The following is a 14540-nucleotide window of genomic DNA, read 5'->3' on the forward strand; positions in this document are numbered from 1 at the left end:
CAAGCAGACGTGCACAGAAAACAGCGATTGAACAACGAAATCTAAATCCTGTGCTTGACTTGGAAATGTCCATATAGGACATTTCTATTTGGTTATTAGGTAGGACATTTCTACTTGGGAATAACAGAACGTAAGCGTCCGCTGAACCCCATGCCTATTTTTTAATTCGGTTCAGGTTTCCAGCGGTGTGGTAGCAATTCTTCAATCTGAGTCACTTTATGTGTCGGCAACCTTTTCAGCACATCACTTAAATAGGCATTTAATCCTGAGAACTAAGAATTATCATTTAAAAATACCACAAAGTAGTATAAAATAAACTACTACAAGGTAGTATGAATGCAATCAATGTATACAATATGTGAGACTCCATTATTTACTAAATACTGTCTTGTTTATTGGACTCAGGAAGAATATGAGGAATTCAAAACATTCTTAGCATTAAATCCTGAAGCAGGAGATGTAGAGCCTAATGCAGGTGGTATTCGTAAGATTAGATGGACTAGCGGTGGTAGAGGTAAAAGTGGTGGTGTCAGAGTCATCTACTTTAATCGTTTAGCAAATGGAGAGATTTGGTTATTAACCTTGTACAGTAAAAAGCAAACTGTACAGCTTAGTAAGAAGACTCTTCAAGCATTAGTGGAGAAACTAAATGACTCGTTTAATGACTGAAAAAGAACTTGAGGCTTTTGAAGCAACTAGGGATATTGAAGCTGAAATATTACAAGGCATCGACGATATGCTTACTAGTAATGCAGCGAAAAGAACCGTAATCACTGAGACAGATGTAGCGTTAGCTCGTAGAAAGGCTCAACTAACACAAGATCAGTTTGCTAAGATTCTTGGCGTATCAAGACGTACTCTTGAATCATGGGAACAAGGTGCGAGAAGACCATCAGGAGCAGCAACATCCCTTATTCGATTATTTATTGTTGATCCAAAATTTGTAAAAGAGAGTCTGGCTTAATTTAGACAGCTCTCTACTATATTTATTTAAGGTTTTTTATGAAGCACTTAGGATTTGTGGGAAAAAGTACTGAATATTTAGGGTATACCCATATTGAAATTATCAATAGCTCATTACGCTTATCTTTCAATATTCCATCAACAAAAGATCTAGAAGAAACCTTTAAAAAGATAGTCGAAAATAACTATGATTTACTCATGGAAACATCAGCAGAAATCGAGTTCGAATTAGAAAGTGAAACGCTAGCAAAGATAGAAACCATCATAAAAGAAAAAGGGATTGAACTTGATGAGTTTGTTCAAAATGCGCTGATTAAACTTATCAACCAAAATGAATTGGCTAAGACTGATTAGACCTTAAATGCAGACAATAAAAAACCCCAGCATCCTGCCGGGGTTTCTCATATTGGGTTGCTAGGTATGACTCCTGTCTTACCTCACGCTCCTGGTGCGATCTTTCTTATTCTTGTTGTTTGGAACTTCCTGTTCCTGATGAGTTCATCATAGGAAAATTCCACTGTTCCTGGTAGCCGCAAAGAGCCGAGATTGTTGTGCGCCAGGGCGTACAAAATAGCCTAAATTTTATCCACAGCCATTGGGGATAGTTTCGGATCCTGAAAGCCGATGAAATGGGCACTGATTGCCAAATTGATCGTTTTTTAATCAAATTTACTGGCAAAATATTACAGATCTGCTTAAAAACTCACCAACTTATTACAAAAGCCGATTTTTTGCTTTTTCTTAGTCATGGCTAAATTTTCAAGTGATTGATATTTATATTAATATACAAGTGTACTTCGTATAACCGCCATTATGTTAAATAGAGGGAAAATCTATTTTTAAAGTGATAAAATTATTGCAGTTATTTTAAGAATAGCTGCTTTTGATACTTGATCATCTATCCTAATTAAAAACTGTTTTTTAATAATTTGGAATATAAATAAGATTTAGTTAAAATTAACATTATTCATATAAATTAACATTATGTATTACATTTACTAATAATTTAAAATAATTAGTAGAAAAAAATTATGTTTTAATTATTTCTTTGATTATATAAGTTGAGAGTAAAAAATGATTAATACGGAATTTTCAAAGTGTATTTCTGCATGTACAAACTGTTCACTTATTTGTACTGAATGTGCAACTTCTTGTTTAAAAGAAAAAGATTTAGAGATGATGCGTGAATGTATTCAACGTTGTCTAGAATGTGCAGATATTTGTCAGTTATGTGTGCGTATGCAACAACATAACTCACCTTTCCTCAAAGAGATTTGTGAGCTTTGTGCTAAGATCTGTGAATATTGTGCGGAAGAGTGTGAAAAACATTCACATGATCATTGTAAAAAATGTGCTGAGGCTTGCCGTCAGTGTGCAGAAGAATGTCGAAAAATTGCCATGTAAAATACTTCAATAATGTTAATTATATGCTCTAGACTAACATAATCATTCTGCTAGTCTAGAGCCTTTCCTAAAATTAACATAATACACCTTATACGAAGCCAAAAATGGGAGCTTTAAGCTCCCATTTTTAGTCTTTAATTCGCTTTTTCGCTTCGTCATAAACTATGCTATCAGCTCGTTTTCCGACGGTAATGAGCAGGATAACTACCTGATCATCTTTAACTTGATAGACAAGTCGGACACCAGCTTTTAATAATTTGATTTTATAGCAACCTGCAAGATCGCCTCTAAGCATATTCTTTGGAATATGTGGCTGCTCTATGACTTTGGCTAGTTTCTTTTTAAATTGATCTCGTATAGCAACAGGGAGTTTTCCCATTCTGCTGTAAAGTCCTTGTGACGTAAAAGCTTATAAGTCATCTAATGTGACTTCCTCAAACATCTCTTTAGGATCATTAATGCGCTTACGGACAAGAGCTAATAATTCTTCATCTTCTTCCGAAAGCAAAGCTTTTTTGACAGGCAGTTTCCCAGTCGTAGCAACATACTCAAGAATACTAGTGAAGAAATCAGTAGGTGCAATACCTTGCTCTTTAAGGATTGAATAAGATTTTTCTTTAAGGGCTTCATCGATCCTGAAGTTAACAGTAGCCATCATATTTCCCAAGTATTTAATGTACTAGGAATATTGTAATGCAAATTGCATTACAAGTCGACTTCGCATAACAGCCATTATGTTAAATGGAAGGAAGCAAAATAAGTTAACATTTTGCTTCCGGCCACATTAAGCTAGAGTTTTATTTAAATAAAGCTATTTAGTAATCATTAAATTAATTAAAATCTAAATCTAACACCAGCTCCATATAACCAACCTTTCTCAGAGTTTGATTCTATTTGCCACGACGTTTCATCATTACCTTTTGAATACTCATAGGCAATGTCGATATAAGGCATGATCTTTTTACTGATTTCATAGCGAGTTTCAAACCCTGCGGTTGCACTGCTTAAACCAGTTTTTTTCGCATATTTAGAGTCATCACTAAAGATAGCATCCAACTCTAAATAAGGTTGAATAATCAACTTTTGCGTAATCAGAAAATCACGTTCCGTTTCTAGGCTAAAGCCCGCATAATTGTCTTCTCCCGCATAGAGATAAGCATCAGTTTCAAAGAAATATGGCGCCATACCATGTAAGCCAATCACCGCATCAACATTTTCTTCGGTGTCTTTGCGATGATCATTGAGTTCAACTTTTTCACTACGATAACGTGCACCAATCTGTGCATCCCAAAAGTCTGAAATCATACGGCTATATAAAAGTTTGGCATCATAATGTGCATCATGCGATTCTTCTTTATCGGCATGAATTTTAATAAAAAGCTTATTTTCATCTGTGCCAATACGGGTTTCAAACTCTGACTTTAAATCACCTGTGCCATCTTCATTGACAAGCCACTTATTGTCCACTGTCGTAATCGCATAAATTTGCGCACCGTGTTCTGAGCGATGATCATAATGCGAACTCTGCTGAGCATTCGCATCTGGTACATGATGTAAATGATTAACCGTAGATGTTGCCTGATGTTGTGCCTGATTCATTTGGCTATGGTTCATTTGAGAGCGATCCATTTGCATCGGCTGATTTTGACTAGAAGATGTAGCAACTGTCATTTTTTCAGGCGCACTATGATCTTCACCATTATGTGCCAAACTCACTGCACTGACCATCAACAAAGAGCTTGCTAAAACAGTTTTAGAAAAAAGATTAATGGTGCGCATGTTGATCTCCTTTCTGTACTTTTTGATCTTGCTGTTTCTCTGTTGATTTGTGATGCATTGGCTGATGACCTGCATGTTGATGGTTCATCGGTGCTGAATGTGCAGCATGATTCATTTTCCCCATCATCTGCATGTGTTGTGCATGCTCTTGTGGAGAATGCTGTGAATGATCCATCTCAGACATCGCTTGATGATTCATTGATGGTACATTTTTTCCATCAGTCTGAGCAGTTGAATGATGCCCTTCGTGCGCCAAACTTAAGCTTGTTAAACTCAATACCGCAACAGAAAAAAACGCTTTAAATACAAAATTAGTGATGTGCATGTCCAGCTCCTTTTTGCTCAGTTACTTGGTGAGTTTGAGTCGAATTTGTACCTTGAATTGGCGTTGTAGACACTTGTTCATCGCTAACATTTGCCACGATCAACTTGTTCATCATTCCTGCACTCATGTGATACAACAAATGACAATGGATTGCCCATTCGCCCAACTCATCCGCAGTTAATAAAGCAGTGACTGTTTTACCCGGTGGTACAATCAATGTGTGTTTATTCGGCATATCTACCGACTCTTGACCATTCTCCAACTGCATAAACATGCCATGTAAATGCATGGGGTGCGCCATCATACTGTCATTAATAAATTTGATACGGATACGCTCGCCATACTTCACTTTTAATGGCTCAGCATCGCTGAATTTTTTACCGTTAATCGTCCAAATATAACGCTCCATAGTACCGCCCAAACGCACTACTAATTCACTGCTAGCTTCACGAGTATCTTTTTGCGGTTCTAAAGATTTTAAATCACTATATTGCAAGGCTTTATTGCCCGCAGGTGTAGATGCATTTGCCCAACCATAAACCACTTGATCATTTTCTTGTGGTTTTGCTGTGCCATGCTGTGAATGATCCATTTTCGAGTGATCCATGCCTTGCATATCGCCATGGTTCATTTTTGAATGATCCATTTTCGAGTGATCCATGCCTTGCATATCGCCATGGTTCATTTTTGAATGATCCATTTTCGAGTGATCCATGCCTTGCATATTGCCGTGGTTCATTTTCGAATGATCCATTCCTGCATGATCACCACCACCATGTCCCATATCTTCCATGGTCAAAAGTGAGCGTGGACGTGGTGCAGGCATATGAATGCCATGTGTCATAGGATTTAGTTCATTGTGCAGTGTACCAATCGCATAGCCTGAACGGTCAATTGACTCAGCTTCAATTTGATAATGTCCGCCTTTTGGCTCCACAATCACATCATAAGTTTCAGCTGTGCCAATACGAAACTCATCCACAGCAACAGGTTTTACAGGCTGACCATCAGCACTGACCACAGTCATTTTCAAGTTAGGAATACGGACATCGTAGAAAGACATCGCAGATGCATTCACAAAACGTAGGCGAATTTTTTCATTCGGTTTAAACATTCCTGTCCAATTTTGTTCAGGTGTTTTGCCATTAATGAGGAAGGTATAACCTGTAACATCCGACATGTCGGTTTTTAGCATACGCATCTGATTCCACATTTTGCGGTCAGACCATGTCGCTTTTATGCCATCACGTTTAACCTGCTTCCAAACATCACCCAAGGTTTCACGCTGATCTTGATAATATTCAGCTGAAATTTTAAGATCTTTCTGAATTTGATCACTGGTTTTTTCATGAAAATCTGACAACATCACCACATAGTCACGTTCAGCTTTTTCATGTGCTGCCAATGGTGTTTTACCTTTTGGATAAATCACAAAAGAACCATATAAGCCGTCCTGTTCCTGTCCTTTAGAATGAGCGTGATACCAATAAGTCCCGCTTTGGCGAATCTTGAATTTATAAACATACTCGCTTTGAGGCTTAATACCGTTAAAACCATTAAATCCCGGTACACCATCCATAATGCCCGGCAACAACAGTCCGTGCCAATGAATAGAAGAATCTTGGTTTTTTAAATTATTTTTCACGCGAATGATGGCTTCATCACCCTCTTCAAACTCAAGCAAAGGCGCAGGAAATTGACCATTTACGGTAATGCGCTTTACAGGCTTTCCAGTTGGGCTGACCACTGCTTCATCAATAACAAGCTGATATTCACGCACTTCGGCAAAAACCAAAGGCGACGATGCAAAACAAATACCTGCTAATAGGTACGAACTAATTTTATGAGACATAACTTAACCTTAATTTTTGAAAAATAAATAAATTTTAAAAAAAATGGTTAAGTTTTAGGAGGACGTGAAATTTCTTGCCAATACCCATTTAGATATTGGTTGGGGTAATAAAAATTAGGCTGATCTATAGAATAGAAGGTATCTAGGGGATCTAGCGAGCTTTGCAAAGAATGAAGACATGAGATCTGTGTCTGGCAGGATAAGCTAGAACATTCCTGACACTTTTTGTGATCTATATTCTGATTAAGAGCTAAATGATTATGGCAATCGGTATTCGTCTGTACTTCGTGATTAATACCATGTTGAGTGACTTGCTGTGCTTGATCTAAACAATGATCTTGGCTCATTTCAGTTTGCATATTGATATGCATTATCTTTACTGATGCAACAGACACACTACTCCATCCTATGGCAAAAACCATAAGAAAACAAAACCAAAGTTTTTTGGAGAGATGAGTCAACACGAATGCTATCTAGGAATAGAATTTAATCCAAAATATCTTAACGGAATTTCAAATATTTACAACCCAATATAATTTAGTAGTTTCTCTAAAATTAACATAATACACGTTATGCGAAATTAGAAAAATGAGTTTATTGCACTGATATTTATCTGTTTTTTAAATTTTAGACCTGGGTTGGTGCCCAGGTTTTTTTATTGCGTATAACAGCCATGATGTTAAATAGTTCTCTTTTTAGATAAATATTCATGTTTTCAATACATGCTAATTAGAGATTTTGAACTCAAGCAATTCTATAAAATTTTAACTTATGTGTACCTCTACTTTTAACTTCGGTTATTTATGGGAGGATTACCGGTGGCCTAACTTAAATAAAAAGTCTCCGACAAACCCGGTACGGTTCACTATCTATTGTTATTCTTACCTGAAATTGATGTGAGCTTATAGAGACAAGGTAAATTTGCAAAAGTGCCGGCTATTCAGTGTTCATTGAATGTTTAATTTAATTTATTAAGCTTGACCTTGGAGTGGCTCTAAGCCTTATACTTGGTACAAATTTTTCGATTGTTATGATGATGCGTTCTACTACATGGATTACAGTCTTGGTTGGATTGTTCATGTTCCAAAGCTTTTGGAATGTGGCGGCGGCCTTTTGTGTCCATGAACAACAGCCTCAATCACAGCAGAGTTATCATTTTGGTCATCACCAAAATACCTTGTGTGCCAGCGATAGTCGTCAACACGATCATAATGGACAGTCAGAAAACATAAAAACATTCAGTAGCGATTTAGAAATCGGTGAAGATCATCAAGATCATCTACCATCGATGACGCATTTGATTGTACAAAATGAAAAAGTAGATGTGTTTCATCCAAGCTCTGAAGTTAAAGTGAATCCACAATTTCATTGGAAAAACAGCTATCAGGCTCCTGACCTGTTTCAACAAAGCCCACCTCCCGAATTTTCCCCGCTCATGGTGGGGTAGCCTAAAACATTCCCACCACTTTTATTATTTAAATAAGTGGGAAAAATCATGTCTTCACAATCAATTATACTCTTGCGTCATAGCTTGGTTGCTTGTATATGTGCAGCGGCTATGCAATATAGCTATGCTGAAAACGTTACCAGCTTTGAATCCGCTTTAGCAAAAGTACAAAGTTACCAGACTCAAGACAAGCTGTGGCAACAAGTTCAGCAAATATCTGAATTGAATATTCAGCAAAGTCGGTTATGGCAGAATCCAAGTATAAGTTTAGAACAGTCTGGCTTTGGCTCAGGTCAAGAACAGGAATTCAATGTTGGCGTTAGTCAACCTCTAGATCTATTTGGTCAGCGTAAGCTGAACCGGGTGATTGCCAATACCTCGAATCAACAAATCCAATTGCAACAGCAATTATGGAAGGCACAAAGCCAACTGATTGTTAAATTTGCATGGTCGCAATTTGCACTTGCTGAGGTTGAGCAGTCTGCTTATTCAGTACAGTTAAAAACAAGTAAAGCCAATCTGGACAGTGCCCAGAAACGCTATCAGGCAGGCAGTATTGCCCTGGTTGATTTTGAGCGTACCCAAATTGAAGCGCTAGAAATCCAACGACTTTATCAGCAAGCGATGCTGAATAAACAAGCTGCCGGTCGTCAGCTGTCTAATTTGTGGGGGGGAGAAACATCTTCACATCTTCAATTGAATAAAACCGCTATCCCTTGGCCAGAGCAAAGTCTCCAAACTGTGCAACGGTATATTGCTGAAGGGTGGCTAGAAAAATTCTATGCCTTGAACATTCAGCAATCGGATCATCAAATTGAAAATTTAAGAATTCAGGCACGTCCCAATCCGACTTTAAATGTAGGCATGAAACGTAGCAAAACCCCTAATGAAAGCAACGATACGACTTTGGCAATCGGCGTGGCTATTCCACTGAATATTTTCAACCGCCAGCAATATGCGATCCCGATGGTCCAGCAACAGCAAATATTGCTGAACCAACAGCAGCAGCGTGAGCTGAAGCAACAAATACTCAATATTGCCAACAGCATGCATCAGCTCAAAGGTTTACGTAGCCAGTTCGATGCCACAACAGCACAAGTTACTTTGGCGACCAAAGTTCAGAGCCGTACTTTACAAGGGTTTCAGGCAGGGAAACTGTCCATTACCGACGTTCAGCAAGCAACCACCCAACTGCAGAATCTTCGATTGGGTCAATTACAAATTCTACGTCAAGCTTGGCAAACTGCCCTCGCAGCTGAGGCACTCAGTATTGGCACAAGTTATGAAGAAATTAGCCGTTCGGATGCCTATACACAACTGAATAAAAAGGCAGTCGAAGCATCGCAAAATTTAATCAATGGGGGAGCACGATAAAATGAACGCCAAGCAAAACGGAAAAATATCCCAGTCTCTCATGATTGCAATTTTGATTCTGATTACGGTCTTGGTCAGTCTGGTTATTTGGTTAAGTTCAAAAAAAACTGAATCTGAGGGGCATGGTCATGATGAGGGAAATGCCGAACATTCTGATGAAGATAGTTCTGAAGAAGGACATGCTGAAGAAGGCGAAATACAACTGACCAGCCAACAAATGGTTGAACAAGGTTTAAAAGTTGCTGTTGCATCCACAGGATTGGTTGAAAAGCTGACAACCCTGCCAGGTAAATTGGTGGTGAATACCGATCAACAAGCGCATATATCGCCTAATTTTAGTGGTCATGTCGAGCAGGTCAATGTGGCTTTAGGACAGAGCGTGCAAAAAGGACAAACGCTGGCTGTACTAATCGTGCCTGAACTGATCGACCAACAGGCAAATCTGCGTATGGCACAGGTGAATCTGGATTTGGCCCGTAAAGATTACCAGCGCGAACAGCAACTCTGGTCACAGGGGATTTCTGCCAAACAGGATTACCAGCGTGCCGAAAATGCCTACCGTCAAGCGCAGATTACTGTCCAGTCCTCACAAGCACGTTTAAATGCATTAGGTGCAAGTGGCAATAACAATGGGCGTTTTCTGATTAAAGCACCGATCTCTGGGGTGATCAGTCAAAAAGATATTGTGGTCGGTGAAAATGTGCAACTGGCTAATCAGCTCTTTGTCATTGAACAGCTGAAAGATTTATGGCTTGAGTTTAATTTGCCGAATCAATTCTCAGGTCAACTGCAAGCCGGGCAAAAAATTGACTTTAAAGTGAATGATTCAGATCAAATCTATAAAGCTACTGTACAAAGCTTAACCTCTCAGGCAGATGTACAAACAGGGCGTCTGGTGGTGCGCGCAAAACTCGATGCGCAAGCTACTGAGTTGCGTTCTAATGTGTTAGTGAGAGTGTTGATTCCGGAAGCTACAGCAAAATCAGCCCTTCGGATTCAAAAGTCTGCGCTGCAAAGTATTGAAGGTGAAGACAGTATTTTCATCGTAGATTCAGAACAAAAAGGTCAAGTCCACTTAAAAGCACAGAAAGTGCAATTGGGGCAGGCTTCAAGTGATGGACAATGGCTTGAAGTGATTTCTGGGCTGACTGAAGGGCAGAAGTATATCGCTCAAGGCAGTTTCTTGTTGAAATCTGAATTAGAAAAAGACGAGGCAGGCCATGAACATTAATTCTGATCTGCCAAAACCAGAAGGTTTATTCGAACGAATCATTCAGTTTTCCATACAAAATGCGATTTGGGTGTTGCTCTTTGTCTGTACCTGGATTGCGGTCGGGGTGTATAGCTATCAGAAACTCCCGATTGATGCTGTACCCGATATTACCAATACCCAAGTCCAGATTAATACTCAAGCCAAGGGTTTTACTGCGCTTGAAGTCGAACAGCGGATTACCTATCCCATTGAAAATGCCATGGCTGGCATTCCGGATCTGGAGCTTACCCGTTCCATATCCCGTTATGGACTCTCTCAAGTCACCATTGTCTTTAAAGATGGGACTGATATTTATTGGGCCCGTCAGCAGATTAACCAACGGATACAGGAGGCGCAATCTGAGTTGCCTGCACAAATCGCACCGACGATGTCCCCCGTTTCTACGGGTCTCGGTGAGATTTATCAATGGGTACTGAAGGCAGATCCGAATGCGAAAAAGCCGGATGGAACTGCATACACGCCGATGGATTTGCGTGAGATTCAGGACTGGATTGTGCGTCCTCAACTGCAACGTGTTAAGGGAGTTGCAGAGGTCAACAGTATTGGTGGTTTTGAAAAAACCTATGTGGTCTCTCCCGATTTAAACCGGATGCAGCAACTGAATATCTCATTAGAACAACTGCAACAGGCTTTAGCGCAAAATAATGAGAACCGAGGTGCAGGTTATATTGAAGACAATGGTCAGCAATTGACGGTACGTGTACCGGGTACATTCAATGGGCTTTCTGATATTGAGAACACCATGCTGGGTAGCCCAAATGGCAGCCCAATTCGGGTTGGTGATATTGCGCAAGTCTCTATTGGGCATGATTTAAGAACCGGTGGGGCAACCTATAACGGCAAAGAAACCGTTTTAGGGATTGCCATGATGGCGATGGGTGGAAATAGCCGGACTGTTTCTAAAGCTGTGGATGCCAAGCTTCAAGATATTCAGAATAGTTTGCCTAAAGGGGTAGTGATTGAAACGGTGTACGACCGTACTACCTTGGTTGAGAAGGCGATTAAAACCGTTCAGAAAAACTTGGTAGAGGGAGCAATCCTGGTCATCATCATTCTGTTCCTGTTTTTAGGGAATATCCGTGCTGCCTTGATTACTGCCTGTGTCATTCCACTCTCTATGCTGTTTACCTTAACCGGGATGGCACAGAAAAATATCAGTGCCAATCTGATGAGTTTAGGTGCACTCGATTTCGGCATCATTGTCGATGGTGCTGTGGTGATTGTCGAAAACTGTATCCGGCGTTTAGCCCATACACAGCAACTGTTAAAACGACCTCTCACACAAAGTGAACGCTTTAAGGAAGTTTTTCTGGCTGCCCGCCAAGCACGTCGTCCTCTTATTTTTGGTCAGCTTATTATTTTGGTGGTGTATTTGCCGATTTTTGCTTTAAGTGGTGTGGAAGCAAAAATGTTCCATCCGATGGCATTGACAGTGGTACTCGCCCTTGTTGCAGCCATTATTTTATCGATCACCTTTGTGCCTGCTGCTGTGGCATTGTGGGTCAAAGGCGATATTCAAGAAAAAGAAAGTCGTTGGATGTTATGGCTAAAAGCTAAATATCAGCAAACTCTTGATATTTCGTATCAATACAAAGCAGTTGTGCTGACTTTTGCACTGTGTGTATTAGTGATTACGGGATTTATCAGTACCAAACTCGGCAGTGAATTTGCACCACAGCTCAGTGAAGGAGACTTTGCGGTACAACAGTTACGTTCACCAAGTACAGGCTTAGAAGAGTCTTTACGTATTCAGGAGAATACTGAAAAACTTCTTTTAAAGAGTTTCCCTGAAATTAAGGCAGTATTTGCCAGAACGGGTACAGCCGAGGTTGCAACAGATGTCATGCCACCCAATATTTCAGATGGCTATATCATGTTAAAGCCTCGTTCAGAATGGCCAAATCCTAAAGAAAGTTTAGATGAATTACGTGGCCGTATGGTGACGTATTTAGCCACGATTCCAGGCAATAATAGTGAATTTTCACAACCGATTGAACTCCGATTTAATGAATTGATCTCAGGTGTGCGTAGTGATGTTGGTGTGAAAATCTTCGGTGATGATATGAATGTCCTCAATACTGAGGCGACTAAAATCTCCAAAATCATTCAGCAAATATCGGGTAGCAGTGCCGTGAAAGTTGAGCAGACCTCAGGTTTGCCATTACTGAATGTCGAGGTAAATAAAACTTTGGCTGCACAATATGGTTTGAGTGTGCGTTCAATTCAAGACCTTGTGGCAACCAGTATTGGTGGACAAAGCGTGGGAGAGATTTTAGAAGGCGATCGTCGTTTTGATTTTGTTATCCGTCTTGGAGAGCAAGACCGTAGTGTCGCATCTGTTTCCCAGTTACCTATTCAGCTTCCAAATGGTGGCAGTATTTTATTGTCGGATGTCGCGCAAGTCTCGACCATTGAAGGAATCAACCAAGTCAGTCGAGAAAATGGTAAACGCCGAGTTGTGGTTACAACGAATGTTGAAGGGCGTGATTTAGGGTCTTTTGTTTCTGATGTACAGACACAGCTCAAAGCATACACTTTGCCAAGTGGTTATTGGATAGAATATGGCGGTCAGTTTGAAAATTTGGCTTCAGCCAAAGCACGGATGCAAATCGTGATTCCACTGGCTTTAATCACTATCTTTATTTTACTGATGGCGGTCTTTCACAATGTCAAAGAAAGTCTATTGGTCTTTACCGGGGTACCCTTTGCCTTGACCGGTGGTGTGCTGTTCCTTTGGCTAAGGGATATTCCATTATCGATGTCAGCTGGAATTGGCTTTATTGCCTTATCTGGTGTTGCAGTCCTCAATGGACTGGTAATGCTGACCTTTATTAAGGAATTAAGGGACAAATATCCAGTGCATAAAGCCGTGTGGCAAGGGGCTATTTTGCGCTTAAGACCAGTGTTGATGACAGCTTGTGTGGCTTCACTGGGTTTTGTACCAATGGCGCTGGCAACCGGAACAGGGGCTGAGGTTCAACGGCCACTGGCAACCGTAGTGATTGGCGGGATTATCTCTTCAACATTACTAACTTTGGTGCTGTTACCCGTGCTTTATCGTTGGATAAATGAAAAGAAAGTTTCTTAATCCAATAGATTAGTCGATTTACAGCAGAGATATTGGCTGTTATCCAATATCTCTGCTCATCATAAATAGAATAAGGAAAATATTTTATGTCAGAACATCATGATCATAGCCATGCGGTTGTTACTGAAGAAAATAGTAAGAAGTTAATGGTTGCCTTAGGTTTAACGACTACTTTTTTAATAGTAGAAGTTGTCGCTGCTTTTATTACCCAAAGTTTGGCTTTGTTATCTGATGCAGCTCATATGTTTACTGATGTAGCCGCTTTAGCTATTGCTCTTGCCGCTATCAAAATTGGTAAAAAAGCCGCAGATGATAAAAGAACTTTTGGCTATCAGCGATTTGAAATTTTAGCGGCTCTGTTTAATGCGGTGATGCTTTTTGTGGTAGCAATATATATTGTATATGAAGCTTATCAACGTTTTACGAATCCTGCTGAAATTCAAAGTGTTGGAATGATGATTGTCGCGGTCATTGGTTTGGTCATAAATTTGATTTCAATGAAAATCCTTTCTGCTAGTGCTGAAGGAAGTCTAAATATAAAAGGTGCATATTTAGAAGTTCTTAGTGATGCTCTAGGATCGATAGGCGTGATTATCGGAGGAATAGTTATTTATTTTACCCAGTGGATGTGGGTTGATACCGTAATCGCTGTGTTAATTGGCTTCTGGGTCTTACCTCGAACTTGGATTTTATTAAAACAAAGTATTCATATTCTGCTTGAAGGAGTTCCTGATGAGATTGATATTGAGTCGTTAAGAAATGATTTATTGAAGCTAGAGGGCGTTGAAGGGATTCATCAGTTGAAAGTCTGGGCTATATCCTCAAGAAATATTCATTTAACTGCTCATTTGGTTGCTCCGAATAGCAATACAGATCAACTCTATCAAAAGGCCTTAGAAGTTCTAAAACATAATCATAATATTACTGAAATTACGTTACAAATAGAAAATACGAAATGTAATACATTGAACCAACATAAACACTAATTTGGACTTTAGTCTTCATATAGATGTTTTGTGTAACTTTAAAGTATAC

General features: G+C 39.6%; 13 protein-coding genes and 2 pseudogenes. 9 read left to right on the forward strand and 6 right to left on the reverse strand.

Annotation, left to right across the window (positions count from 1 at the left end; genetic code table 11):
• Positions 1–161 precede the first annotated feature (161 nt).
• Positions 162–257 (reverse strand): annotated as a pseudogene (locus FTU92_RS11945) (transposase domain-containing protein); the annotation flags it as partial.
• Between the two features lie 88 nt (positions 258–345).
• Here FTU92_RS11945 and FTU92_RS11950 point away from each other — a divergent pair.
• From FTU92_RS11950 to FTU92_RS11965, 4 genes are all read left to right on the forward strand, one after another.
• Positions 346–669: a transcriptional regulator gene (locus tag FTU92_RS11950; protein ID WP_104505828.1), complete on the forward strand. Its 324-nt coding sequence runs from the start codon at positions 346–348 to the stop codon at positions 667–669.
• Positions 650–964, forward strand: coding sequence for a DNA-binding transcriptional regulator (locus tag FTU92_RS11955; protein WP_104505827.1), 315 nt, complete (start codon positions 650–652; stop codon positions 962–964). The genes FTU92_RS11950 and FTU92_RS11955 overlap by 20 nt, the downstream gene beginning before the upstream one ends.
• Before the next feature lie 38 nt (positions 965–1002).
• Positions 1003–1317: a hypothetical protein gene (locus FTU92_RS11960; RefSeq protein ID WP_104505826.1), complete on the forward strand. Its 315-nt coding sequence runs from the start codon at positions 1003–1005 to the stop codon at positions 1315–1317.
• Between the two features lie 720 nt (positions 1318–2037).
• Positions 2038–2367, forward strand: coding sequence for a four-helix bundle copper-binding protein (locus tag FTU92_RS11965; RefSeq protein ID WP_016658833.1), 330 nt, complete (start codon positions 2038–2040; stop codon positions 2365–2367).
• A 127-nt stretch (positions 2368–2494) separates the two neighbouring features.
• Here the strand turns inward: FTU92_RS11965 and FTU92_RS11970 are convergent.
• The 5 genes and pseudogenes from FTU92_RS11970 to FTU92_RS11990 all read right to left on the reverse strand — a co-directional run bounded on the left by FTU92_RS11970 (position 2495) and on the right by FTU92_RS11990 (position 6323).
• Positions 2495–2787: pseudogene (locus FTU92_RS11970) on the reverse strand (type II toxin-antitoxin system RelE/ParE family toxin).
• On the reverse strand, positions 2777–3022 hold the full coding sequence (locus FTU92_RS11975; RefSeq protein ID WP_000246755.1) for a type II toxin-antitoxin system RelB/DinJ family antitoxin: 246 nt from the start codon (positions 3020–3022) through the stop codon (positions 2777–2779). The pseudogene FTU92_RS11970 and the gene FTU92_RS11975 overlap by 11 nt, the downstream one beginning before the upstream one ends.
• A 179-nt stretch (positions 3023–3201) precedes the next feature.
• The gene (locus FTU92_RS11980) at positions 3202–4146 is read right to left on the reverse strand and encodes a copper resistance protein B (protein ID WP_154320112.1); all 945 of its coding nucleotides are present in this window, start codon (positions 4144–4146) and stop codon (positions 3202–3204) included.
• A complete protein-coding gene (locus FTU92_RS11985; RefSeq protein WP_004897649.1) occupies positions 4133–4471 on the reverse strand; it encodes a hypothetical protein in 339 nt (112 codons plus the stop codon). The genes FTU92_RS11980 and FTU92_RS11985 overlap by 14 nt, the downstream gene beginning before the upstream one ends.
• Positions 4458–6323, reverse strand: coding sequence for a copper resistance system multicopper oxidase (locus FTU92_RS11990; RefSeq protein ID WP_104988058.1), 1866 nt, complete (start codon positions 6321–6323; stop codon positions 4458–4460). The genes FTU92_RS11985 and FTU92_RS11990 overlap by 14 nt, the downstream gene beginning before the upstream one ends.
• Before the next feature lie 1033 nt (positions 6324–7356).
• Between FTU92_RS11990 and FTU92_RS11995 the strand changes: the two genes are divergently transcribed.
• The 5 genes from FTU92_RS11995 to FTU92_RS12015 all read left to right on the forward strand — a co-directional run bounded on the left by FTU92_RS11995 (position 7357) and on the right by FTU92_RS12015 (position 14491).
• Positions 7357–7770 carry a cation efflux protein, CzcI-like gene (locus FTU92_RS11995; RefSeq protein WP_225530251.1) on the forward strand — a complete coding sequence of 138 codons (414 nt, stop codon included), beginning with the start codon at positions 7357–7359 and terminating at the stop codon, positions 7768–7770.
• A gap of 48 nt (positions 7771–7818) precedes the next feature.
• Positions 7819–9144: a TolC family protein gene (locus FTU92_RS12000; RefSeq protein WP_035269736.1), complete on the forward strand. Its 1326-nt coding sequence runs from the start codon at positions 7819–7821 to the stop codon at positions 9142–9144.
• A 1-nt stretch (position 9145) separates the two neighbouring features.
• Positions 9146–10375: an efflux RND transporter periplasmic adaptor subunit gene (locus FTU92_RS12005; protein ID WP_016658777.1), complete on the forward strand. Its 1230-nt coding sequence runs from the start codon at positions 9146–9148 to the stop codon at positions 10373–10375.
• Positions 10365–13505: an efflux RND transporter permease subunit gene (locus FTU92_RS12010; RefSeq protein ID WP_179994455.1), complete on the forward strand. Its 3141-nt coding sequence runs from the start codon at positions 10365–10367 to the stop codon at positions 13503–13505. The genes FTU92_RS12005 and FTU92_RS12010 overlap by 11 nt, the downstream gene beginning before the upstream one ends.
• A gap of 86 nt (positions 13506–13591) precedes the next feature.
• Positions 13592–14491, forward strand: a complete 900-nt coding sequence (locus FTU92_RS12015) for a cation diffusion facilitator family transporter (RefSeq protein WP_005028603.1) — start codon at positions 13592–13594, stop codon at positions 14489–14491.
• Positions 14492–14540: the final 49 nt, after the last annotated feature.

This window comes from Acinetobacter sp. YH12205 (assembly GCF_013418125.1).
GTDB lineage: Bacteria > Pseudomonadota > Gammaproteobacteria > Pseudomonadales > Moraxellaceae > Acinetobacter > Acinetobacter towneri.